27 protein-coding genes and 1 pseudogene are annotated in these 21,244 nt (G+C 46.6%); 5 read left to right on the forward strand and 23 right to left on the reverse strand.

The window, feature by feature from the left end:
• Positions 1-13: 13 nt before the first annotated feature.
• The 9 genes and pseudogenes from R5H20_RS13225 to msrA form a co-directional block, all read right to left on the reverse strand.
• The gene (locus R5H20_RS13225; protein ID WP_006636297.1) at positions 14-1,282 is read right to left on the reverse strand and encodes a peptidase; all 1,269 of its coding nucleotides are present in this window, start codon (positions 1,280-1,282) and stop codon (positions 14-16) included.
• 13 nt (positions 1,283-1,295) lie between these two features.
• Positions 1,296-1,949, reverse strand: coding sequence for a 3-oxoacid CoA-transferase subunit B (locus tag R5H20_RS13230; protein ID WP_006636298.1), 654 nt, complete (start codon positions 1,947-1,949; stop codon positions 1,296-1,298).
• Entirely contained in the window at positions 1,934-2,623 is a 690-nt protein-coding gene (locus R5H20_RS13235; RefSeq protein ID WP_006636299.1) for a CoA transferase subunit A, read from the reverse strand. Before R5H20_RS13235 ends, R5H20_RS13230 begins: the two co-directional genes overlap by 16 nt.
• Positions 2,607-3,965, reverse strand: a complete 1,359-nt coding sequence (locus tag R5H20_RS13240) for an aspartate aminotransferase family protein (protein ID WP_006636300.1) — start codon at positions 3,963-3,965, stop codon at positions 2,607-2,609. The genes R5H20_RS13235 and R5H20_RS13240 overlap by 17 nt, the downstream gene beginning before the upstream one ends.
• Positions 3,966-4,161: 196 nt before the next feature.
• Positions 4,162-4,449 carry an MFS transporter gene (locus R5H20_RS13245; RefSeq protein WP_006636301.1) on the reverse strand — a complete coding sequence of 96 codons (288 nt, stop codon included), beginning with the start codon at positions 4,447-4,449 and terminating at the stop codon, positions 4,162-4,164.
• Positions 4,450-4,812: 363 nt separating this feature from the next.
• The gene (locus R5H20_RS13250) at positions 4,813-4,947 is read right to left on the reverse strand and encodes a YjcZ family sporulation protein (protein ID WP_081605340.1); all 135 of its coding nucleotides are present in this window, start codon (positions 4,945-4,947) and stop codon (positions 4,813-4,815) included.
• A gap of 76 nt (positions 4,948-5,023) precedes the next feature.
• Positions 5,024-5,800, reverse strand: a complete 777-nt coding sequence (locus tag R5H20_RS13255; protein ID WP_006636303.1) for a GNAT family N-acetyltransferase — start codon at positions 5,798-5,800, stop codon at positions 5,024-5,026.
• Positions 5,801-5,914: 114 nt separating this feature from the next.
• Positions 5,915-6,319, reverse strand: a complete 405-nt coding sequence (msrB, locus tag R5H20_RS13260) for a peptide-methionine (R)-S-oxide reductase MsrB (protein ID WP_236835546.1) — start codon at positions 6,317-6,319, stop codon at positions 5,915-5,917.
• A 45-nt stretch (positions 6,320-6,364) separates the two neighbouring features.
• Positions 6,365-6,895, reverse strand: a pseudogene (gene msrA / locus R5H20_RS13265) (peptide-methionine (S)-S-oxide reductase MsrA); the annotation flags it as partial.
• 362 nt (positions 6,896-7,257) lie between these two features.
• Between msrA and R5H20_RS13270 the strand changes: the two are divergent.
• Complete coding sequence (locus R5H20_RS13270; protein WP_006636305.1) at positions 7,258-7,692, forward strand: MarR family transcriptional regulator; 435 nt, start codon at positions 7,258-7,260, stop codon at positions 7,690-7,692.
• Between the two features lie 70 nt (positions 7,693-7,762).
• Positions 7,763-8,011, forward strand: a complete 249-nt coding sequence (locus R5H20_RS13275) for a hypothetical protein (protein WP_006636306.1) — start codon at positions 7,763-7,765, stop codon at positions 8,009-8,011.
• Positions 8,012-8,032: 21 nt separating this feature from the next.
• On the opposite strand, the gene R5H20_RS13280 is transcribed toward R5H20_RS13275, so the two are convergent.
• Positions 8,033-9,385: an MATE family efflux transporter gene (locus tag R5H20_RS13280; RefSeq protein ID WP_006636307.1), complete on the reverse strand. Its 1,353-nt coding sequence runs from the start codon at positions 9,383-9,385 to the stop codon at positions 8,033-8,035.
• Positions 9,386-9,474: 89 nt separating this feature from the next.
• Between R5H20_RS13280 and R5H20_RS13285 the strand changes: the two genes are divergently transcribed.
• Positions 9,475-9,900 carry a DUF4397 domain-containing protein gene (locus tag R5H20_RS13285; protein ID WP_051056652.1) on the forward strand — a complete coding sequence of 142 codons (426 nt, stop codon included), beginning with the start codon at positions 9,475-9,477 and terminating at the stop codon, positions 9,898-9,900.
• A gap of 296 nt (positions 9,901-10,196) precedes the next feature.
• Here the strand turns inward: R5H20_RS13285 and ypmT are convergent, their stop codons facing one another.
• The 7 genes from ypmT to ilvA all read right to left on the reverse strand — a co-directional run bounded on the left by ypmT (position 10,197) and on the right by ilvA (position 15,118).
• A complete protein-coding gene (gene ypmT, locus R5H20_RS13290; protein ID WP_006636308.1) occupies positions 10,197-10,388 on the reverse strand; it encodes a protein YpmT in 192 nt (63 codons plus the stop codon).
• Positions 10,389-10,473: 85 nt separating this feature from the next.
• The gene (locus R5H20_RS13295; protein ID WP_006636309.1) at positions 10,474-11,040 is read right to left on the reverse strand and encodes a YpmS family protein; all 567 of its coding nucleotides are present in this window, start codon (positions 11,038-11,040) and stop codon (positions 10,474-10,476) included.
• Positions 11,041-11,050: 10 nt separating this feature from the next.
• A complete protein-coding gene (locus tag R5H20_RS13300; protein WP_006636310.1) occupies positions 11,051-11,803 on the reverse strand; it encodes an SGNH/GDSL hydrolase family protein in 753 nt (250 codons plus the stop codon).
• Positions 11,804-11,931: 128 nt separating this feature from the next.
• A complete protein-coding gene (locus R5H20_RS13305) occupies positions 11,932-12,465 on the reverse strand; it encodes an SCO family protein (protein ID WP_373870211.1) in 534 nt (177 codons plus the stop codon).
• Between the two features lie 65 nt (positions 12,466-12,530).
• Entirely contained in the window at positions 12,531-13,373 is an 843-nt protein-coding gene (locus tag R5H20_RS13310) for a DegV family protein (RefSeq protein ID WP_006636312.1), read from the reverse strand.
• Between the two features lie 131 nt (positions 13,374-13,504).
• Complete coding sequence (locus R5H20_RS13315; protein WP_006636313.1) at positions 13,505-13,756, reverse strand: YpmP family protein; 252 nt, start codon at positions 13,754-13,756, stop codon at positions 13,505-13,507.
• 93 nt (positions 13,757-13,849) lie between these two features.
• Positions 13,850-15,118: a threonine ammonia-lyase IlvA gene (gene ilvA / locus R5H20_RS13320; RefSeq protein ID WP_006636314.1), complete on the reverse strand. Its 1,269-nt coding sequence runs from the start codon at positions 15,116-15,118 to the stop codon at positions 13,850-13,852.
• A 241-nt stretch (positions 15,119-15,359) separates the two neighbouring features.
• On the opposite strand from ilvA, the gene R5H20_RS13325 reads away from it, so the two are divergent.
• Positions 15,360-16,361, forward strand: a complete 1,002-nt coding sequence (locus R5H20_RS13325; RefSeq protein WP_006636315.1) for a sigma 54-interacting transcriptional regulator — start codon at positions 15,360-15,362, stop codon at positions 16,359-16,361.
• A gap of 15 nt (positions 16,362-16,376) precedes the next feature.
• A complete protein-coding gene (trhA, locus tag R5H20_RS13330; RefSeq protein ID WP_006636316.1) occupies positions 16,377-17,015 on the forward strand; it encodes a PAQR family membrane homeostasis protein TrhA in 639 nt (212 codons plus the stop codon).
• A 51-nt stretch (positions 17,016-17,066) separates the two neighbouring features.
• Here the strand turns inward: trhA and R5H20_RS13335 are convergent, their stop codons facing one another.
• The 6 genes from R5H20_RS13335 to R5H20_RS13360 form a co-directional block, all read right to left on the reverse strand.
• Positions 17,067-17,687 carry a lysophospholipid acyltransferase family protein gene (locus tag R5H20_RS13335; RefSeq protein WP_006636317.1) on the reverse strand — a complete coding sequence of 207 codons (621 nt, stop codon included), beginning with the start codon at positions 17,685-17,687 and terminating at the stop codon, positions 17,067-17,069.
• A gap of 14 nt (positions 17,688-17,701) precedes the next feature.
• Positions 17,702-18,190, reverse strand: a complete 489-nt coding sequence (locus R5H20_RS13340; RefSeq protein ID WP_006636318.1) for a dihydrofolate reductase — start codon at positions 18,188-18,190, stop codon at positions 17,702-17,704.
• A 312-nt stretch (positions 18,191-18,502) separates the two neighbouring features.
• On the reverse strand, positions 18,503-19,048 hold the full coding sequence (locus tag R5H20_RS13345) for a phosphatidylglycerophosphatase A family protein (protein WP_006636319.1): 546 nt from the start codon (positions 19,046-19,048) through the stop codon (positions 18,503-18,505).
• Between the two features lie 16 nt (positions 19,049-19,064).
• Positions 19,065-19,670, reverse strand: a complete 606-nt coding sequence (locus R5H20_RS13350; RefSeq protein WP_006636320.1) for a YpjP family protein — start codon at positions 19,668-19,670, stop codon at positions 19,065-19,067.
• Positions 19,671-19,939: 269 nt separating this feature from the next.
• Complete coding sequence (locus R5H20_RS13355) at positions 19,940-20,713, reverse strand: class I SAM-dependent methyltransferase (RefSeq protein ID WP_224254543.1); 774 nt, start codon at positions 20,711-20,713, stop codon at positions 19,940-19,942.
• 42 nt (positions 20,714-20,755) lie between these two features.
• The gene (locus R5H20_RS13360) at positions 20,756-21,190 is read right to left on the reverse strand and encodes a BrxA/BrxB family bacilliredoxin (RefSeq protein WP_006636322.1); all 435 of its coding nucleotides are present in this window, start codon (positions 21,188-21,190) and stop codon (positions 20,756-20,758) included.
• Positions 21,191-21,244 lie beyond the last annotated feature (54 nt).

The following is a 21,244-nucleotide window of genomic DNA, read 5'->3' on the forward strand; positions in this document are numbered from 1 at the left end:
ACAGACGGCCTTTTTATCTGTTATAATCACACCAATTCATAATAAAAAGGCTGATAATCTTCGCCGCCTTGATGAGCGCGTCTTTTTCGATATATTCATTGGCCTGGTGCGCCATCTTCGTTTCCCCCGGGCCGAATACGATGACAGGGGTGTTTCCCGCATGCGATAATACGCCGCCGTCTGTCGCCCATGGAGATGCCTCGATGATAGGCTGTTCACCGGCAACGGTTTGATAGGCTGCTTTCAGCGTATTCGCCAATTCGTGATCCTCAGCTAAATCGTTGGGGAGCCATCTTGCGCCAAACCATTCGATTTCGGCCGGATAATGTTTAAACCATTCATCGTGGTATTCCAGATCCTTCAGCCAGCTCTCCAGCTCAGACTGGACGTCTTCCGGGGATTCGTTCGGGGCGATGCCGCACCTTCCCTCTATTGTAACGGTGTCGGCTACTGAAGAAGGCCATGTTCCTCCTTTGATCGTCCCGATGTTAATCGGAACGGGAATCGGGATATTTTCATATAATGAATCTGTTATTCTTTTATTCCTCACCATTTCAAGCTGGCGTATGGACTGGACGACATGCATGCTTTTTTCAATCGCGCTGACCCCTTCATACCTTGTACCTCCATGCGCTGAAAGCCCCTTGACCGAAATTCTGAACCACATTGACCCCTGCTGTTTAATAAACAGTTTCATATTCGTCGGCTCCGGGATGAGGGCGCCGTCCGCGCGGTATCCCCTGACAACGGCGGCGAGGGTTCCAGCTCCCCCGCATTCTTCGTCAACAACACTTTGGAAAATGAGATCGCCTTTCAGCTTGACCCCGCATTGTTCGAGGGCCTCCATCGCCATTAAGAGGGCGGTGTTCCCCCCTTTCATATCTGTTGTGCCTCTGCCGTAGATCCTTCCTTGTTTGACAACAGGCTGAAACGGTTCAGTATCCCAGTCTTTGCGGCTTCCTTCGGGGACAACATCGATGTGGCCGTTCAGAATGAGCGATTTTCCGCCGCCTGTGCCCCGTTTTCTGGCTGCGATGTTCGGGCTTTCTTTAAAGCTCGTTCTGTCGGACTTGAACAGCGGATGCTGTTTTAATTGCTTGATGCTCGGCTCCCAGACATCAATTTCGGCGTCAAACTGCCGCAGCTTTTCCAAAACGACCGCTTGCGCGTTGAATTCGCGGCCCATTGTGCTTTTTTCTCCGACAAGTTTTTTCAACAGCCGAACCGCCTTTTTTTCATGCGAATCAATCCAGTCACACACTTTTTTCTCTATCTTTTCCATCGAATTCCTCCTCTTACGAAAACGGCAGATCGATCCGGACGCGTCCATCCGTCAGGCGCAACACATCATCAACAGATGCTTCATTCATCAGCTCCTTCAGCACAAAGCTGTTGTTTTTGATCTCGATCACGGCTTTATCAGTGATGATCATGTCAACGCAGCCCCTGGCTGTTAATGGGAGCGTGCAGCTCTCAAGAAGCTTCGGCGCTCCATGTTTATCGGTGTGGCTCATGACGACAATCACTTTTTTTGCTTTTTGCGCAAGCTCCATCGCCCCTCCCATCCCGGGAACTTTTTTCCCCGGCACAATCCAGTTGGCAAGATCGCCCGCTTGGCTGACTTGAAGCGAGCCGAGGATTGTCAAATCGATACAGCCCTTTCTGATCATCCCGAATGACATGGAGGAGTCAAAATAAGACGCTCCTTTCACAGCGGTGACCGGGTAGCCTGCCGCATTGCAAAGATTCTCATCCTCATCCCCTTTTTCAGGTGTCTTTCCGATGCCGAGCACACCGTTTTCCGATTGAATCATGACGGAAACCCCCGGCTGCAGAAAGTTTGGGACGAGTGACGGGATGCCGATCCCTAAGTTGACGATCATTCCGTTTTCCACTTCTTTAGCCGCCCGTCTGGCGATGCTCTCCCTCTCGATTACTCCCAAACCCATTTCCACGTCACCCCTCTTGTTTCGGCTACCCCTTTTACAAAAATGCCGGGTGTCACGATTTCTTCTTCGGCAAGTCCGCCGGCCGGCACGATCTCTTCAACTTCCGCATACGTTTTGTCAGCCGCCATCGCCATGAGCGGGTTCATGTTTCGGGCTGTTTTGTCATAGGTGATATTTCCCCATTCATCAGCCGTTTTTCCAGATATAAATGCCACCTCCGCAGTCAATGCCGTTTCGGCAATATACGTACGGCCATTTAAAGTGACGGTTTTCTTGTCTTCCAGCACCATCTGATTGTCAATCCCAATATCGGTCAAAATGCCGCCAAGACCGGCTCCGCCAGCGCGAATCCTTTCGGCAAGCGTTCCCTGGGGCGAAAATTTGACTTCAAGCACACCGTCTGTCATTTGTTTGCCTGCGACCGGGTTGGAGCCGATATGGGAGGCGATCAGCGTTTTGACCCGGTGATTGACGATAAGGGGCCCGATGCCGATCTCGGGAAATCCTGCATCATTGCAAATGACCGTTAAGTTTTTGACGCCTGTTTCCAAAACCGCCCTGATGAGTGACGGCGGTGAACCGACACCGCCGAATCCGCCAAACATCACAATCGCTCCATCCTTTAAACCGGAAACCGCATCTTCGATTGTCATTCGTTTATTCAAAAGCGTCATCTGCGCGCATCACCTTTTCCGCTTGTTTTTCTACCATATGGACAGAATCTCTGAATATTTGTACGAGCTCCTTCATCTCCGCTTCGGAAACCGTAAGCGGCGGTGCGATGATGACAGCGTCGCCCTCCCCTCCGTCAATTCCGGCTTGTGCCGGGTAGATGAGGAGGCCCCTTCTTTTCGCTTCGGAAATAATTCGCGCTGACAGCTCCATTGAAGCGGGAAATGGTGTTTTGCTTTTTTTATCAGAAACAAACTCAACACCCAGCAGCAATCCCTTGCCGCGAATGTCGCCGATAATCTTTGATTGTTTCATGATTCCTTCCAATTCCTTCTTCAGCCTCTCCCCTTTCACCGCGGCTTTTTTGGGCAGGTCATGCTTCACGATATAACGGAGAACCGCAAGCGCTGCAGCTGCTGAAAAAGGATTGGCGCTATAGGTATGTCCGCTCATGATGACCCCTGATCCCTTTTTGATCGTCTCCATGATGTCATCAGACAAGACGGCCGCCGCAATCGGAGAATAGCCGGCGCTCATTCCCTTGCCGAGAACAGCGATGTCCGGTGTGACGCCCCAATGCTCGATGGCCAGCATTTTCCCCGTTCTTCCCATGCCGCTCATCACTTCATCCGCAATAAACAGAATGTCATTTGCTTCACATACCTCTTTTATTTTTTTGTAATAGTGGTCAGGAGCTGTGATCGCGGCTCCCGCGGCGCCGATCACCGGCTCAGCCACAAAGCCTGCGATAAATTGCTTGCCGATTCGTTTGATCGCAAGCTCCACTTCATTTGCACACGCCTCTTTGCAAGCGAAAGGATCGAGCTCAAATGGACATCTGTAGCAGTTGGGCGCCGATGCGGCGGGATATTTGTGGAGAAGATGGGTAAATCGATAACGGCGTTCATAAAAGCCCGACAGTGAAAGAGCTCCGTTTGTAATTCCGTGGTAGCTGTTCCATCTCGAAAGAAAGATCGTTTTAGCTTGTTGTCCTTTTTCCTGCCAATATTGGACAGCGATCTTCATGGCGGTTTCCACCGCCTCAGAACCGCTGTTGACGAAGAAAGACCAATTCAGTTCCTGAGGCAGCACATCAGCCAGCAGCTCTGCAAGCTGTTCGGCCGGCTCGCTCGTAAACTGTGAACGATAGACAAAAGAAACAGCATCAAGCTGTTCTTTTAGCGGGGCTATAACCTCTGGCACACCGTGGCCAAGGTTGCAGGTAACAGCACCTGAACAGCCATCAAGATATCGTTTTCCGGATTGATCGAAAATGCAGCTTCCTTTCGCATGATGAACGACCGGATAGCGTCCATGCAGATCCGGTTTAATCAAAAATGACATGCAGCACATCCCCCCTTCCCGAAGAACAGGATTTTTCTTTACATTGTATGAAGCGGGAAATGGCGGCATTCTTTTTCATCGCCGTAATGGCGGGAGAAATTTTGTTTACAGAAGCGCTTGACCGTTTTGTTCATCCCGAAAGCAGGCTCCGGCTTCGGGCCTATCTCCTTTTATCACCAGATCATTCCTATTGGCTTTACATTGAGGCTTCTTTTTCAGACGCGATCGTTCGCATCGTCGGTTTTTCCCAGAAACGAAAAGATCTGAGCATACAAAATGCGGCAAACGGCGCTGGGAGAGCGGCGATGAGAAACAGGTATTCGGGGCTGAGCACATCGGACAAAATCCCCGCCAATGCATAACCGAGCGGCATTAAGGCGCTGTTGGCCGCGAAAAAGGCGCCCAATGCCCTTCCTCTATCCTCACCTTCTGTCGCCCTTTGTAAATATCCCTCAATATAAATATTCACGATTCCGCTGATCATTCCAATCAAGATCAGAATAGCGGCGCCGAGAACGACGTTCTTGATCGAGCCGAGCGGAAATATAAGCAGTCAAAAGATGAACATCAATATAGGGACAGCCGCCTTTGCATGCTCCGGCTTTGCGACAAATGATAAAAAAGAGCGGCGCCCAGCGTTCCCGCATGCCCAAAAAGACTGAAAAGCTCCCCTCTCAGCCAGGCCTGATCATTCAACAGGGATGAGCTTCATCCCACAGGGTCATTTCACATAATAAGTAAACATTTCACAACGCATATCACATCATCCCAAATATCTTTCAAAACAAAAACCTTCCGACGTATGGAAGGTTTGTAAACATGAAGTGCCGGTATCGTTTCTTTTTTCTTAGTAAACAAAAGCCGCGCCCACGATAATGAGCAAAATAAAGAGTACGACGATTAATACGAACGTGCTTCTTCCGTAAAATCCATAACCATATCCTCCATAATCACAGCAATGATGGGGGTAATGATGATGCACGGGCTATCATCCTTTCTTAAAAAGTCTTTACACCCCAGCCTATGCGGGCCAAGTTATCATTGGTTTGTGCATCTGCCTACATGGGAGAAAACAAATATTTAAAAATCGTTGTCAGATGATATTCCTTTTGAAACCCGAGCTTTTCATAAAACCATTTTGCCTTGTCGCTGCCGGAAGTGACAAGGTAGCTCGACTTCATGCCCGCCCGTTTTGATGCGGCAAGCATCTCCCTGAGCAGTTTTGTTCCATAGCCTTTGCGCTGATAAGGTTCTAAAACGGCGACTTCTTCGATTTTTGAAATTTTTTCCCGGTGGTCAACATAAAGTTCCGCACAGCCGACCGGCTCTCCCTCGTCCGAGTAGCAGACAAACAGCTGAATGATGCCTTTTTCGTAAAAAGGATACTTGCGGCGCAGTTTTTCTTTGGCAAACGCCTCATTGATGTACAATGAATCATAGGCCTGCATTACATGACAGCCGTCATGCAGCGATTCCGCCGTTCCCCATTTTGCAGAGCCAAAGCGCTGCTGCCCGGTCCATTCCGATAAGTCTATACTGTAAAACAGCTCTTCATCAAGAATATATCCGAGATCAAATAAAGCTTTTTTCATAGAAAAAGGAATATCTACGCCACATGAACTTTTCACATGAACATAACGGCGTTTTAACATCCCGGGAACACGAGTAAGCAGCGAATATAACTCGGCCAGCGGGTAATCGTCTTTTAGTTGTATGAAATGATGGGCAAACATTTGCGGCAGCTGATCATCTATGTATATATCGTATAATGATTCCGTTTGTTTGCTGCATGTCAGCAATAAATAGTTTTCTTCAGTTTGTCGTATGGATCTCATGACTGGAGCCTCTTTTCGTTTGCTGGAGGATTTTTTTGGTGCGATATAAAAAAGATGACCCTTTTATAAAAGGATCATCTTTTGCCGGGTAAATGTCAATATGTTCTTTAACCGCTACTCTTTTTCCCGTGTCCGGAATAAACCGGCATATTCCCCGTATCCTTCTTTTTCAAGATCATCTTTCGGAATAAAGCGAAGCGCTGCTGAATTGATGCAATAGCGAAGACCGTTTGGTCCGGGCCCGTCCGGAAATACGTGGCCGAGGTGTGAATCGGCCGTTTTGCTTCTGACTTCCGTCCTGATCATGCCGTGTGAGGTATCAAGCTTTTCCTCGATCTCTTCTGAATCGATCGGTTTCGTAAAGCTCGGCCAGCCGCAATGGGCATCAAATTTATCAAGTGAAGAAAACAGCGGCTCCCCGGAAACGATATCGACATAGATGCCCTCTTCCCGATGGTTCCAATATTCGTTTTGAAACGGTGGCTCTGTTCCGTTTTTTTGCGTGACCTCGTACTGCATCTGATTGAGCTGTTTCAACCGTTCTTCTTTTTGACCGCCATGCTCTTTCGACCCCCAATGCTCATGCAGAAATCCTTCACGCCCGCTGCCGATCCGGTATCTTTTATAGCGGTCCGGGTGTTTTTTGTAGTAATCCTGATGATACTCCTCAGCCGGATAGAATGGGCCGGCTTCAAGGATGTCGGTTGCAATCGGATCCTTAAATATACCGCTTTCGGCAAGCTTTTGCTTTGATTCCTCGGCGAGCTTCCGCTGTCTGTCATTATGATAAAAAATCGCCGTGCGATAGGATTCACCGCGATCGGCAAACTGTCCTCCGCTGTCTGTCGGGTCGATCTGCTGCCAGTAGAGTTCAAGCAGTTTTTCATATGGAAATACATCGGGATCAAACGTAATCTGAACGGCTTCCCTATGTCCGGTCGTATTGCTGCAGACCTCTTCATATGTCGGATTCTCCGTGTGCCCGCCCGTATATCCCGATTCCACTTTGATAATGCCGGGCTGTTCGTCAAAAGGCTTGACCATACACCAGAAACAGCCTCCTGCAAATGTGGCGAGTTCGCGCTTTTCAGCCATTTGTGCTGCCTCCTTTTCTAAAACGTGATAGGAATTATTATAACATAGCCGGCCGTTTTTCAAGCTTCTTCTGCTCATCAATCAGCCGGTAAACCACATCCGTTTTCAGCAAACAATTATGACAATTATTTGTCTTTATCTTCACAAATAGAGGGACAAACCGTCAATACTCCCGCCGTTCCTGATTTTTCCTTTGTTCAATTGATGGTCAAATGAACTAAAAATCTGCTTAAACTTTTACTTGCAAGGCAAAAATTATGGTATCATAGTGTTATCATGTTCATGAAAAATAAATTCATGCTGATTCGGTCATTCCTTTAAAAAAGAAAGCGGAATTTGCTAATTATATGGAGGGGCGAAATTTGAAAGTTAGAGAACAAATGATGTATGACATGGAAGCATTGCTTCGCACAGTATTTAAACAAATACGTGATGAGATAAATGAACTGCTCGAAAAAGAGATGTCCCGCAATGAATTTATGATCCTGCGCCTGTTAAGCGAACAGGGTCCGAAAAAAGTGACGGAGTTTGCAACGATTTTAGGAGTGTCCGCCAGCCACATCACTGCGGTTACCGATACTTTGGTCGAAAAAGGCTGGATTACGAGAGTCCGCTCCAAAGAAGACAGACGGATCATTAAAATCCACCTGACAGATGCAGGAAAAGAAATTATCAGATATTTCGAAGAAAAGAAAACGGAATATTATTTTAAACGGTTCAGCTGCTACAGCGACGAGGAGCTGAAAACATTAATCGATCTGTTCAGCAAGCTTGACAAGAAAAAAGGGCAGCACTAAAAAGAAAGGGCTTTTACATATATCGGCACCCCCATGAGCACATTAAAACCAAAAAGAGGTGCACAAGATTATGACAGCTCCTTATCTATGTCCAAACTGCAAGACGAACCGGACGAGATTCAATTTAATTGAACAAGCGCCGACCTCCGTGAAGCTTGATCCTTCTACCGGGGAAATTTTGGAAACGTATTCAGAGGACGAGCGGTCCCCTTTTCACCTTCCGTACAACGGCCCGTCAATAAAAGTGCAGTGCGGTGCCTGCGGATTAATTGAAGATGAAAAAACGTTTATCAAGCTCGCCGAATTTGATAAACACTGATATGAAAAAGCACACCCCCTTTTATACAGAAGGTGTGCTTTTTTCTTTTTCAAACAGGACGAGATCCTTCCATTTCCCAAAGCGGTAATAAAGAAACGCGGTCAGGCTGCTTAATAAAAAGCTCATGCCGATGCCAAGCGCAATGCCGTTTTCTCCGATCCAGCTGGAAAACATATATGAAAACGGATATCGGAGCGCCCAAAATGAGATGATATTCAGAATCAAAATCTGAAACATCGCCCCCGACGCCCTTACCACGCCGTTCAGGACAAAGTTAATGCCGATAAACGGATAGAAGAAGGCTACCGTTCTCAAATATTGCTCCCCAAAGCCGGCCGCTTGCACTTCTGAAATAAACAGCTTCACCGCATGGTATCCGGCAAAGAAAACGGCGGCGCTGATCGTAAGCATGAATATCATCACATAAAGAACGCCGTAGTTTGCGATTTTTTTCGTGCGCGCCATGTCCCCGCTGCCGATCGTCTGGCCCGCCATGCTGTTGACGGCCGTTCCGATCGCCATCGCGGGCAGAATGAGAAGACTGTCAATCCGCTGAACGGCTCCAAATCCGGAAACAACGCTTTCTCCAAATGAGTTGACAACGCTCATGATCGCCATTGAACCGCCGGAAATCACCACCATCTGCAATCCTGCGGGAATCCCGAGTCTTAAAATAACCGATGTTTCATAAAGCGAAGGAAGTTTTGGCAAAGCAAATGGGACAAGTCCTTTTCTCACTGTATAGACCATTCCGTAAATAAAAGCGATTCCTTGAGAAAGGACGGTGGCATAGGCCGCTCCGAAAATTCCTAAATGGAACACCGATATAAACAGCGGGTCCAAGAAAAGGTTTAAGATCACAGCGATCAGGACAAACCGCAATGGTGTTTGACTGTCGCCGACAGCCCTTAATACAGTGCTGATAAAATTATAGCCGAACAAAAAAATAATTCCAATAAAATGAATTTTTAAATAGCCTGAAGCGAAATGCATCATATTGTCAGGCGTCTGCAGAAGCGCAAGCAGCGGTTCTGCGGCGATAAACCCGATGATGCCCAGCAAAAGGCTCATCACTGTCATAATCACAACAAACGCATTGACATATGAAGCAAGGCCATGTTTGTCATCCTTCCCTTTTTGCTGGGACAGTATCGTCAGCGCTGCATTATTGATCCCCAATACAAACGACAGGACCGTAAAGAAAACCGTGCCGGACACAGCCGTCGCTCCAAGCGCTTTTGCGCCGAGCAGGTTTCCGACCCACAGGCTGTCGACGAACTGGAAGGAAATTTGCAGCAGGTTGGCAAGGATGATGGGCCCAGAGAAAAAAATCAATTGTTTTAAAACATTTCCTTCTGTAAAATCCGTTTTCATATCCTGCTCCTTTTTAGCTTTTTTCGTACTGTGACAGGTAGAGGGCAGACCTCATATTATAAAGAAAAAATAGAAAGGGGCGTATGCAGATGGGCTGCACAATACATGCCGGCCGGCGGATGTGGGCGGGGCCGCCGGGCAAACGGCAAAACCTGACCGCGCTCCCTGCTTTTCGATCCGGCGGAAGGCAGGCATTGCTCAGGGTGCTTCACGCCGCTCCTGACATTGGAAATATTGATGTACTTGTCAATGGACTGCCGCTGTTTCGAAACGCAGCGTACAGAGAACTTTCTGCTTTTGCACCGGTTGCCTCCGGCCTCTCCCGAATCGACATTTTAAAGGCGAATGGAAACCGTTCTCCCCTCCTTACCGTACAATATCATCTCATGCCGGCCGGCCATTATACAGCTGGCATGACAGGAACACTGTCAAAGCCTCTGCCCATCGTGATGTCAGACAGGGATGCCGGTTCCTCCTGGAGAACGCAGCATGAGATTCGTTCATCTTTCTCCTGATGCTCCCGCTCTCGATCTTGCCATCAAAAAGGGCCCTGTTCTTTTTGCCAACATCCCCTTTGCAAATGCCAGCCATTACATTTCATGTCCCTTTGAAAAAAAACGAATTGGAAATACGTGCTGCCGGAACAGAAACCGTCTTGCTGAACATCCCGAAAGTCGATTTCCAATACGGTCAGTCAGTCACGTTCTATTGCACCGGATATATGAATGGAACTCCGTCTCTTGAAATATTGAAGGCTCCATGATGGGCTGCATTGAAAAAAAGAGACATGACGTCTCTTTTTTATCGGTTGCTATGATCCGTTGTTTTTTCGTTTTTTCACATCAAGCGTAAACACCATAATGCTTAAAAATAACGCGCAATAGCCGATGTTGAAATACATTTTGTCCATGTTTTCATCGAAAAAGCTGAGGGCAGCCTGTCCTGCAAAGTACAGTGAAAATAATGACGAGAGTAAACTGAAATATCGATTGATACGCTCCATACCGTCACCTCTGAATGATTAAAAAACATCGCGTCTTACAGATTAATATTTTTTATTTTCCTGTATTTTAAACGATTCGTCAACTTTATGATGATGCCGGCTGATAATAGACAAATTCTATCTGATCTTTTTCTAAATCGATGTGTTTGGCTTTTACATACATACCGTTTTTCAGCGGCATCTCTGATAAGCGGACTTGAATTTCTTTTGCGTGTGCACGGACATGAACAAAATCGGGAAGATCGTAAAACTCATCCATGTAATGTAAAACAAAGGAAATCGGAATGTCCAGTCTGCCTATAGAAAACTTTGTCACATGAAGTGCGACATCCCCGTTTTTTTCGACAGACGGGCGAAATGAAACCGTTGCATCGACCGTCGATGAAAAGGCGCGGATGGCGCCGATGACATGAACTTCATCATCGATTTCCACTTTGTAGTCAAGCTCAGATGACGTTTCTTTTTGCAAATACGAATTAATGAATGCCGCCAATGATTCTTTTGTGCTGGTGACATTCAGTTCATATCCGCTTGGAGAAGGTTCGGCCGGCTCCCTTTCTTCACTTGGAAGGAACATGAGAATCAAGGCGCCGACAATGATGGCCGCATTGACTGCCACTAATATGAAAAATAAACTCTTCCATTTCTTCATGCTTTTCACCTTATTCTGTCGGGAGTTCTTCTTGTCTCATTTGATCGTAAACCCGCTTTGCTATTAGAGCATACCCGAATTGGTTGGGATGAAAATCATCATCAGCCATCTTTTTTTCATCACTGTATTCTTCAAATATATCTGCGATATCCGCCATTTTTGCGTTTGGAATCTTTTTCAGCTGCCTTTCAGCGCCCAGATTCCATTCCCCAACGACCTGATCGACTTCCCTCAGTTCGGAAAGGGTAAACGTAAACGGATTGTACATGCCGACATAAATCATGTCAGCCCTGCCGTTTTGCTTTCTGATTTCTGTCAAAATTTTGGCAAACCGCTGCTCAAATGCCTTTTGCTCGCTTCGGAAAGGCTGAAGCGTCAAATGGGAAAAATGTTGCCGGACGACCTTCATCAGATCGTTGCCGCCGATTGTCAGGAAGATATAGTCAGCGTCCTTCAGCCCGTCTTGCACCTTTTTTTCTTCGAGCTTTTTCAACAGATCGTCAGTCCGGTAGCCTTTCACCGCATAATTTTTCACCTTGACGGATGTCACATCACTGCTGTTTTTCAGCTTTTCGGCTATCATGCCGACATAACCCTTCCCTCCCTGATCGCCCACCCCCTCTGTCAAAGAATCTCCAACTGCGGCAATGACGATGCTCCGCTTGGGTGCGGCCGCCGTTTTTCCGGCTCCGGCGTTACCTCCGGTACAAGCGGACAGCAGACAGACAAGGGCTGCTACCACTGATATAAACCGTATGCTCAAATAACGAAGCCCCTTCCTTCTTTATAGCCTAAAAAAAAGTGTAACATGTTTTATTTCTTTTGAAAAATCATTTACGGATGCTCAAAAAGCCTGCTTTCCGGGGATAAACAGGCTTTTAAACGCTATATTCAACGATTTTCCAAAATCTTAATATCGGCGATGATCTCGCTGTACGGCGTATCTTTCGCGCCATCGTAATCTTTGACGACTTTCCCTTCCTGATCGACTAAATAAAAAGAGCTTTGGTGAATCACCTGATCTTCATTTTCCGGTTTTTTGACGATCGCCTTAAAGCTTTTGAGCGCAAACCTTTCGATCTCAGCCTGTGAGTACCCGGTTAAAAAGTCCCAGTTTTCAAAAGAAAGCGGATAGTTAGCCGCAAATTTTTTCAGCTTTTCCGGAGTATCATTCTCCGGGTCTACGCTGAATGAGACAATCCGGGCTTGAAGATTTTCTTCATCCATTTGCTTTTGCAGCTCTGCCATATGCGAGGTCATCGGCGGACAAATCGTATTACAGTTTGTAAAAATAAAGTCCGCCACCCATACTTTACCTTTTAAGCTGTCCAGCGATACTGTTTTGTTGTCTTGATTTTGAAAAGAGAAAGACTGCACATCATAATTCAACGGATCTTTAATTTTATTGGTTCCGCAGGCGCACATCAAAATGATGGCAACACCCGCAATCAACAAGCCGAAAACGTTTTTCAATCCTTTTCTCCCCTTTGTCAGTCGGTATAAAAGGAAAAACCGATCGCTCCTCTTCCCGTGTGGGTCGATATAATCGGCGTGGTGCATAAAATATCGATGTCGATCCCCGGTATATGTTCAAGCAATGAAGCCTTCAATTTATGCGCCAGATCCAATGCATCCGCATGGGCGATGCCGACCGCTTGTACGGTTTTTCCTTTTACGGACGTGAGAAATTGTCCTGTTAAATATTTAATGAGCTGAGCAGTGCTGCGGACATTTTTTTCAGGCGTATAGATGCCGTCTTCAAGCCTTGCGATCGGTTTTATTTTGAGCAGTGAACCGATCAGCGCCTTTCCCCTGCCGATCCGACCGCCTTTGATCAAATTCTCAAGGCTGTCGATGGTCACATAAAGAGAGGTGCGGTTTCTGATGTCTTCAAGATCTTTGATAATAGCGGAAGATGTCCACCCCTGTCCGGCAAGTGCGGCTGCTCTTAACACTTGGAAACCCAGACCTTTTGAAATGTACATGGAGTCGATGACTGTGACCTTTCCGCCAACCATGTTCGAAGCGCTTACAGCTGTTTGGAACGTCCCGCTTAATTCACTTGAAAGGTGGATGCTGATGACTTCGCTCCCATCCTCTGTGAGCTTTTCATACAGCTCGAGAAATGCTCCTAAAGGCGGTTGCGAGCTTTTCGGAAGCTCAGCTGCGGCCTCCATTTTCACAATAAATTCTTCTGATTGAATATCCAGCTGGTCTCTGTACACCTTCCCGTCAATCGCTATCGAAAGCGGCAATACGGAAATACCGTATTTGCGCTTCTCTTCATCGCTTATATCCGCCGTTGAATCCGTTACAATTTTAATATTTGTCAATCTCTTTCACATCCTGTCGGTCTCAAGTGATGTATCCTGATGCTGTAAAAACGCATGAAAAATTCTTTGCCTGCCCGTTTTGCCGCCGTTTTTTCAGAGCGGTATATAGGCTGGCAAAGAATGTTTATATGCTATGCATTATGTTTCAGTTCTTCCTGCTGATAAATGGCTTGATAATCATGCCATTTTAGCGCTCTTTTTAAGTATTCCCTGAAAGAGTACACATTTTTTTTCCGTTTCGAACAGTAAAGCTTCTTCAAAAACGCTTCAAGCCTCAGCTGCGCCATGAAAAAATGGGGGTCGTCCTCCTTCAGCAAGGGTATTTCCGTCACCTTCACCTGCTGTCCATCCGATCGTTTGAACTCTAGGCTTTTGAGTAACAAAGTATCAATCCTCTTTTATTGGATATTTTCTTTATTATACATAATCCCGGGAAGCTTTGTCTGTGAATTGTACGCTCTTTTCAAAAAAATTTCTCATATCAGCAGATTGAACAGCCCTTCATCTTTATTGACTTCAAGGTAGCGGAACCCTTTTCGGTCCATCCTTGCGATCAGCGGTTCATAATCTTCCCGCTGCTTCAGTTCGATGCCGACAAGCGCGGGACCGCTGCTTTTATTATTCTTTTTTGTATACTCAAATCGCGTAATATCATCGCTGGGCCCGAGCACTTCATCCAAAAATTCGCGCAACGCCCCGGCCCTCTGCGGAAAATTTACGATGAAATAATGCTGAAGTCCTTCGTACATCATCGATCTGTCTTTGATTTCCTGCATTCTTCCGATGTCATTGTTGCCGCCGCTGATAATGCACACGACATTTTTCCCTTTGATTTCATCCCTGTAAAGATCTAAAGCGGCGATCGGCAAAGCTCCGGCCGGCTCCGCTACAATCGCGCACTGGTTATACAATTCGAGTATCGCTGTGCAGACCTTGCCTTCCGGAACGAGCAGAATATCGTCCACGACGTTTTCGAGTGTTTTGAATGTCTGTTCGCCGATTTTTTGGACGGCGGCGCCGTCGACGAATTTATCGATTTTTTGGAGTGTGACAACTTCGCCGTTTTTATTGGACTCAAACAAAGCGGGCGCCCCTTTGGGCTCGACCGCGATCAGCTTCGTTTCAGGGGACACGTTTTTCATATAGGTCCCCACTCCGGAAAGAAGGCCGCCTCCACCGACGCTCGCAAATACATAATGCGGCTCACATTCAATATCATTTAAGATTTCGACGGCGACCGTTCCCTGCCCCGCCATGACCTCAGGATCGTCAAACGGATGGATGAACGCCCGTTTTTCTTCCTCACAGCAGGCCACTGCGCTTTGATAGGCGTCATCAAACGTATCACCGGTCAGGATGATTTCAATATAGTCTTTTCCAAACAGCTCGACTTGGGAAATTTTTTGTCTCGGGGTGGTGGAAGGCATGAATATTTTGCCGTGGATGCCGAGATGCTTGCACGAAAAAGCAACCCCCTGGGCGTGGTTGCCGGCACTTGCGCAGACAACGCCGTTTTTCGTCGTTTCTTTTGAAAGCTGCTTCATTTTGTAATATGCGCCTCTCAGCTTGAATGAGCGGACAACCTGCAAATCTTCTCTTTTTAAATAAACGTTGCAATCGTACCTCTCAGACAGCCTCTCGTTTTTTTGCAGAGGGGTATGAATGACAACATCTTTTAGATTTTGGTGTGCTTTTAAAATATCTTTGACTTGGATGAGAGAGTTTTCTTTAAGCAACGGTTTCATTTATAGGATCCTTTCTTTTTAAAGCTCTATTTAATACGCCATTATATCATGAATATTCAAAAATTAAAGGGCAATTCTCTCTTATTTCAGAATATTATAGACTTTTTAGAACTTCAATGGCTTTTTCCATATATACGGCGGCTTCAAACGTTTCATTCAAAAAATTGTTTTGTAAAAAAGACTTTATTTGTTCCAATTGGGTGTTATAATAGAACCAATTGGAACCAAAAGGAGATTGACCATGATCAAAAACTTGAGCCATTCGATAACATTTGCCGACCTGATCGGTGAAGCCGATTCTTTTTTGCAGGTAAAAAACAGGGCGAGACGATTTGCGGAATCCGCACATTCGGTTTACATATCCGGGGAAACGGGAACGGGCAAAGGGCTGTTTGCAAGAGCCATCCATCACGCCTCCCCATTCGGCAATGGCCCGTTTTTGCAAATCAATTGCGGCGCTGTAAGTGAAGAAGAACTGGATGACAAGCTTTTTCATGAAGCCGGACAGACAGAGGGAACCCTGTTTCTCGATGAAGTGTGGGGCCTCTCTTTACACCTTCAGGGAAGGCTTTTGGCCGCCATTGAAAAAGGAATCGGCCTGAGGCTGATCTCATCCTCAAGCGTTCCGCTTCCGGAGCGGATTAAAAAAGGTGAGTTCCGCAAGGATTTGTACTACAGACTGAATGTACTTGATCTGCCGCTGCCTCCTCTAAGGGAGCGAAGAGGCGACATCCCCATTCTCGTGCATCATTTCCTAAAAAGCGGAGAACATGACATATATGTCGAGCCCATCGTCTGGGATGCTTTGGAGCAATACGAATTTCTCGGCAACGTAAGGGAGCTGAAAAACATGGCGGATTATATGAAAACCGTCTCAGATCAAAAAACCATTCAGCTTTATGATATTCCGCCGGTATTAAGGGGGCAGGTTGAGAAGAAAAAAACGAAGGACAAAAAAAATGCGCCTGCTTCACTGACACTGATGGAAAAAGAAGAATTCGCCTTTCTGCTGGACACGATCAAACAATTAAATGAAAAAGGAGAGCCTGCCAGCCGGAGAATCCTATCTGAACTGAGCAAGAACGGGAAGTCAGAGCTCACCCCCCAGCAGGTTCGGGGCAGATTGGACTACCTGGAAAAAAGGGAATACGTCACAAAAGGCCGCGGAAGAGCGGGAACGAAAATAACACTTGAAGGACTGCGTTTTTTAAGCTCGCTAAAAAATCATATTATTCAGGAATAGAAAGGGTGTTTTGTTTTGTACACGATTAAAGAAGAAATCGCCAATGCCATTACACACGGTCTTGGCGTCCTGCTGTCCATCCCTGCGATTGTATTTTTGGTGATTTTCGCGATCCGCTACGGTAATCCTGTCGACATCGTCAGCTTTTCCATTTTCGGCGCTTCAATGCTGTTTCTCTATATCAGTTCAACGCTCTTGCACAGCATACAGCATCAAAAAACGAAAGATATATTGGAAATTATTGACCACTCGGCTATTTATGTGTTGATCGCAGGTACTTATACTCCGCTTCTCCTCGGTCCGCTGAAAGGCACTCTCGGCTATACGATGCTTGCGGTCATCTGGTGCCTTGCCCTTTGCGGCATCGTCTTTAAAATCTTTTTCGTCAAGCGCTTTATCGTCGTCAGCACACTGATGTATCTTTTAATGGGCTGGATGGCGATCATTGCGATCAAACCGCTTTATACGGCTTTAACCGGTGAAGGTTTTGCCCTTCTCCTCTTAGGAGGAATTTTGTATTCCATCGGAACAATCTTTTACTTATGGCGGAAAATTCCCTATCACCATGCTATTTGGCACACTTTTGTTCTCGCAGGGAGCGCATCTATGTTCTTCTGCATCCTCTTCTACGTGGCGAAGGTGCCTTTTGTATAAGCAAAAAAACCCGGGCTTCTGATGAGCCCGGGTTTTTTACGGCTTCCGGCGCTATGCCCGAAGCCGCTTATTTTCAGGGAGGTAGGCACGATGAATCGTGAGATCAAGATCAGCGGGTTTCAGCCTTTTGAAAAACGAGCCTTTTTGCATGTCTTCGATACCGGATGTTTCAATTGGAACAATAGGTACGCCGAGCCGGCTTGATAGTGATTCATAATCGATTCCGTCAGCCTCGGAAAGGATAAAGCTTTGGCCTTTACGGACGATTTCTTCGATTTGTTCAACGGCCGTATGTTCCCCGCCGTTTTTTTTGATGGCGCCCATTTTATTCAGCCATTGATGGACCAGCGGGTATCGAAATGCGCGGGGCTCCGCAAAAAAAGAAGGCGTTTTATCAAGATGGCCGAGCAAAACAGCCAAATCCGCAAGCTTAAGCTTCGGATGGACATAAAGCACGGGACCTTTCGGCGTTTTGCCGAATTGATGAATGGAAACGGTCGAACCGGTTAAACCGATGCACCCCCGCATGAATGACTTCGGCTTATCATACACAGCTTCCATCTGCTTGGCATAGGAAAGCCTCGGATCAAGCGTCTGCAGCTCATATAACAATTTGATGTGCTTTAAGAGCATATATACCGTATATATCACCAGAAAATAATAGCGAAACATAAACACCCTCCCCTCTATCCTTTTCTTTGATAAACGAGAAATTCGTAGTCATAGGGGTTTTTATCATCTTTCAAACCTTTTTGTCTTGAAACGATTTCCCACTCATCTTCGTTGAATTCCGGGAAAAAGCGGTCCCCCTCAAATGCTTCATCAATTTTTGTCATATACAGCTTGTCCGCGTGAGGAAGCAGTTCTGTATATAGTGTTGAACCGCCGATTACAAAACATTCTTCATCACTGCCTGTTGCAAACTGGACGACTTCTTCTGCAGAATGCAAAATGTCGCAGCCCGGAAAGTCCAGCTCTCGATTCGAAGTCACAACGATGTTTTTCCGGTTCGGCAAAGGCCTGCCGATTGATTCATATGTTTTTCTCCCCATGATGACGGCATGCCCGCTTGTGACGTTTTTAAAGTATTTCAAATCATTTGGCAAATGCCATGGTAAGTCGTTGTCCTTGCCGATCAGGCGGTTTTTGTCCATAGCAAAAATAAATGAGATCATGCGCATGACAGCCTCCTCTATATGTATTTCTCGTTTTTTATGGATGATCAAGATCCGCATCGTCCGGGGCAATTCAATGGGCCGATGTTGCTTCCCTGCGGGGCGTGTCGGCGTTAAGAGGCTAAGCTTCCTTGAGGTTGCGTCGGCTGATGGCAGCGCCTTGTCTTTTTCCCGTTTTCTAACCATATGACGGCATAAATCCCGATTTCGTTTCATTTTTTTCATCCTTTTGTAGTGTATCTCGTTTGGCCTTTTGCAACAAGACATTTTTCAGAGGACGTCAAAATAAAAAAACCGCCCTTCGGCGGTTTCTCAGCTTCCCTGCACGCTCGGATGTTCGGTTTTCTCTTCCTGCTCTTCATCCTGCTGATTCTGGTGCGTGTGGGCGATGCGGCTTGCCGCTGCTGCGGCCAGCGCAGCCACGATATCATCAAGGAATGTATGGACCTCTCCCTCGGGACAATCATCAAGCTCTTTAATGATCCCGAATTTTTCTTTGTCCAGATATCCAAAGTTGGTAAGGCCGATTGACCCGTATACATTTACGATGGAAAGAGGGATGATTTCATCTATTCCGAAAAGCGGCTCATCCGTTTCAACCAAATATTGAAGCGGCTCAGGCAGGAGTTTTTTTTCTGCAAGCTGGTCGAGCGCTATGCCCGTTAAAACGGCATGGATGATTTCCCTTTTATTTAAAACTTTTTCCACATTATCAATACAAACGCTCAAAGGCAGGTCAGGATGATATTTCTCCTGCAGTTTTTGAACGATGAGCGCGATATCTTCAATGGCTACGCCGCGTTCATTGAGCATGTTTTTTGTCAAATGCACCATTTCGTTCATCGTATATTTTTTCATCTGCAATCAATCTCCTTTAATGACTCATCCAATTGGGCGGTGTATTGCGGTCCCAATAAATGCTTCCGAGATCATGGTGTTTTTGAAAGCCGTCTTCTGCGCTGTGATAATGAAAATTAAACCAGTAGCCTTGTTGCGGCGGCTGGTCCCTTCGAACATGAAACCGCAAAACATCCTCGCCCGTTTTCCGGTTGTATACGTGGAAGATTTTTTCCGATTTTCCCGGCGTCGGCTGTTTGGAAATGACGAGGTCCTGGTATGCTTCATCATCTTTCAGCGTCATCAGATGGCTGACGATCGCCTCTTCGATCTTCGGCAGAACTTCTTCTCTGTATTCGTCTTCAATGACAGGCGATATTCTGTTCCCGAACTTGGCAAAAGACTGGTCTTCCGCCTTATTCAGCAGTTCCTCCGTGTAGGCGTCAAAGGAGGAGGGCTTGGGAGCCTGTTCCCCGTCAGCCAGGGATTCTTCCCGGTTTTCATAGACAGCCGTATATCCCGTCTCCTTGATATTCTGGTGCTCTGACGGCTTGTCCGCCATCAAAGCGGCGGGAGGAGATACAAGGCCGAACGTCGCAATTGTAAATAAGGCAACAAGAGCTTTTCTCATCCACATCTTCATAACCGATTAAGTTCCCTTCTGACAACATTGTTTTCTCTTATTCTATCATAAGTTGAATATTCAGTCATTCAAAACATATTGGGCACATTAGGGCAAAAGCGGCTTTTCTTTTGTTATTAAAACGTTTACAATCAAAGGAGAAAATTCCAAAATCGGGAGTGATCTTCAATGGTAGAAGGACTTTTCATCACAGCTTCTTTCATTACCCTCGCTTACTTTATCATCATGGAAATCGCAGATTAAAAAACCCAGGGGCCTGCACCCTTGGGTTATTTTTCCGGTTTCAAAACACCGTAATGAAAAAGAGCGGTTTTCCGCCGTTTGACATCAAAGCCGTATGCCGCAAATCGGGGGCTTTTCCAATGGTCTTTAAGGACAACTCTTTTTCTCGCCACGCGAAGAGCCTCCTCTAAACATCCAGAAAGCTCAAAGTTCCCGAACGCCCATTTTCTTAAAGGGGCGATGCCGTCAGATTCTTGAATCCCTTCATCAAACATGGGATCGAAGTAGACGACATCAGCTGAATCGTCATCAAGCCGGCTAAGGTATTCAAAGCTGTCGCCCGGGCGGACGCTGATTCTTTTCATCGCCTGATTCAAAACAGGGAGATCGGTCTCCCACGCCTGAAGCCCGGCCTCTACAAGGAATGCCAAAAGCGGGCTTTTTTCAATTCCGAGAACCGTTCCCCGCTCCCCGGCAGCCAAACTCGCAATGATTGCGTCCGCCCCGAGGCCGAGCGTGCCGTCGATCACCTGATCTCCAGGCTGTATGTGAGCCGCTTCGACAAACGGATCTGCCTCCCCCTTTAAAAACCGCTTGGCACGGAACATGGCCGAGTTTGGGTGGAAGAAAAACTTTTCCCCTTCCGAGTGATAAAGCTCAAAGCGCTCTTTTCCGACCACAAGGACTTCATCCTGCTCCGTTTCCATGATTTGATATATCGGTCTTTTCCTCCGCTCGGAAAATTTGGCACCGAGCGTCCGGCTGATGTTCTTTGCCGTTAATATAGTGTCTTCTGCCGGTCTGTAGCTTGTCGTCACAATCATGTTTTTCTCCGTAAAAAATGCCCTGAAAAAAAGGGCGTGTTAGCAGTGTTTTTCAAAAGCGTCTGTGATGTTTTTCATAATTTCCGTCATTTCACGGCCTTCGATTTCTTCACGCGGAATAAAATGAACGACCTCTTTTCCTTTCAGTAAAGCCATGGAAGGAGAAGAAGGCTCCAGGCCTTTAAAGTATTCCCTCATCTTTGCGGTCGCTTCACGGTCCTGTCCGGCAAACACTGTCACGGTCTGATCAGGTCCGTTCTCGCTTCCGGAGACTGCCTGAACGGCGGCTGGTCTTGCCAATCCGGCTGCACACCCGCACACTGAATTGACGACGACAAACGTCGTGCCCTCGGCAGCTTCCATGAAATTCTCAACTTCCTCTTCAGTCGTTAACTCTTTAAACCCGGCCTGCGCCAATTCCTGACGCATAGGAGCAACGAGCTGGCGCATGTATTCTTCATAAGCTGTTGACATATAAAAGCCCCCTCTATAAACCTTAACTACTGATGTAAAGGATACTACAGAGGG

Source organism: Bacillus sp. KICET-3 (genome assembly GCF_033261025.1).
Classification (GTDB): Bacteria; Bacillota; Bacilli; order Bacillales; family Bacillaceae; genus Bacillus; species Bacillus sonorensis.

Bases quoted from the DNA above. Each gene is read 5' to 3' on its own strand.
- ypmT (WP_006636308.1), bottom strand. From the start codon at position 10,388: ATGGAGCGTATCAATCGATATTTCAGTTTACTCTCGTCATTATTTTCA.
- R5H20_RS13240 (WP_006636300.1), bottom strand. From the start codon at position 3,965: ATGTCATTTTTGATTAAACCGGATCTGCATGGACGCTATCCGGTCGTT.
- R5H20_RS13255 (WP_006636303.1), bottom strand. From the start codon at position 5,800: ATGAGATCCATACGACAAACTGAAGAAAACTATTTATTGCTGACATGC.
- R5H20_RS13345 (WP_006636319.1), bottom strand. From the start codon at position 19,048: ATGAAAAAATATACGATGAACGAAATGGTGCATTTGACAAAAAACATG.
- R5H20_RS13280 (WP_006636307.1), bottom strand. From the start codon at position 9,385: ATGAAAACGGATTTTACAGAAGGAAATGTTTTAAAACAATTGATTTTT.
- R5H20_RS13360 (WP_006636322.1), bottom strand. From the start codon at position 21,190: ATGTCAACAGCTTATGAAGAATACATGCGCCAGCTCGTTGCTCCTATG.
- R5H20_RS13285 (WP_051056652.1), top strand. From the start codon at position 9,475: ATGGGCTGCACAATACATGCCGGCCGGCGGATGTGGGCGGGGCCGCCG.
- R5H20_RS13230 (WP_006636298.1), bottom strand. From the start codon at position 1,949: ATGGGTTTGGGAGTAATCGAGAGGGAGAGCATCGCCAGACGGGCGGCT.
- R5H20_RS13295 (WP_006636309.1), bottom strand. From the start codon at position 11,040: ATGAAGAAATGGAAGAGTTTATTTTTCATATTAGTGGCAGTCAATGCG.
- R5H20_RS13340 (WP_006636318.1), bottom strand. From the start codon at position 18,190: ATGATCTCATTTATTTTTGCTATGGACAAAAACCGCCTGATCGGCAAG.
- ilvA (WP_006636314.1), bottom strand. From the start codon at position 15,118: ATGAAACCGTTGCTTAAAGAAAACTCTCTCATCCAAGTCAAAGATATT.
- R5H20_RS13350 (WP_006636320.1), bottom strand. From the start codon at position 19,670: ATGAAGATGTGGATGAGAAAAGCTCTTGTTGCCTTATTTACAATTGCG.
- R5H20_RS13275 (WP_006636306.1), top strand. From the start codon at position 7,763: ATGACAGCTCCTTATCTATGTCCAAACTGCAAGACGAACCGGACGAGA.
- R5H20_RS13235 (WP_006636299.1), bottom strand. From the start codon at position 2,623: ATGACGCTTTTGAATAAACGAATGACAATCGAAGATGCGGTTTCCGGT.
- R5H20_RS13335 (WP_006636317.1), bottom strand. From the start codon at position 17,687: ATGTTTCGCTATTATTTTCTGGTGATATATACGGTATATATGCTCTTA.
- R5H20_RS13305 (WP_373870211.1), bottom strand. From the start codon at position 12,465: ATGTGCGCCTGCGGAACCAATAAAATTAAAGATCCGTTGAATTATGAT.
- R5H20_RS13245 (WP_006636301.1), bottom strand. From the start codon at position 4,449: ATGATCAGCGGAATCGTGAATATTTATATTGAGGGATATTTACAAAGG.
- msrB (WP_236835546.1), bottom strand. From the start codon at position 6,319: ATGCAGTACGAGGTCACGCAAAAAAACGGAACAGAGCCACCGTTTCAA.
- R5H20_RS13325 (WP_006636315.1), top strand. From the start codon at position 15,360: ATGATCAAAAACTTGAGCCATTCGATAACATTTGCCGACCTGATCGGT.
- R5H20_RS13225 (WP_006636297.1), bottom strand. From the start codon at position 1,282: ATGGAAAAGATAGAGAAAAAAGTGTGTGACTGGATTGATTCGCATGAA.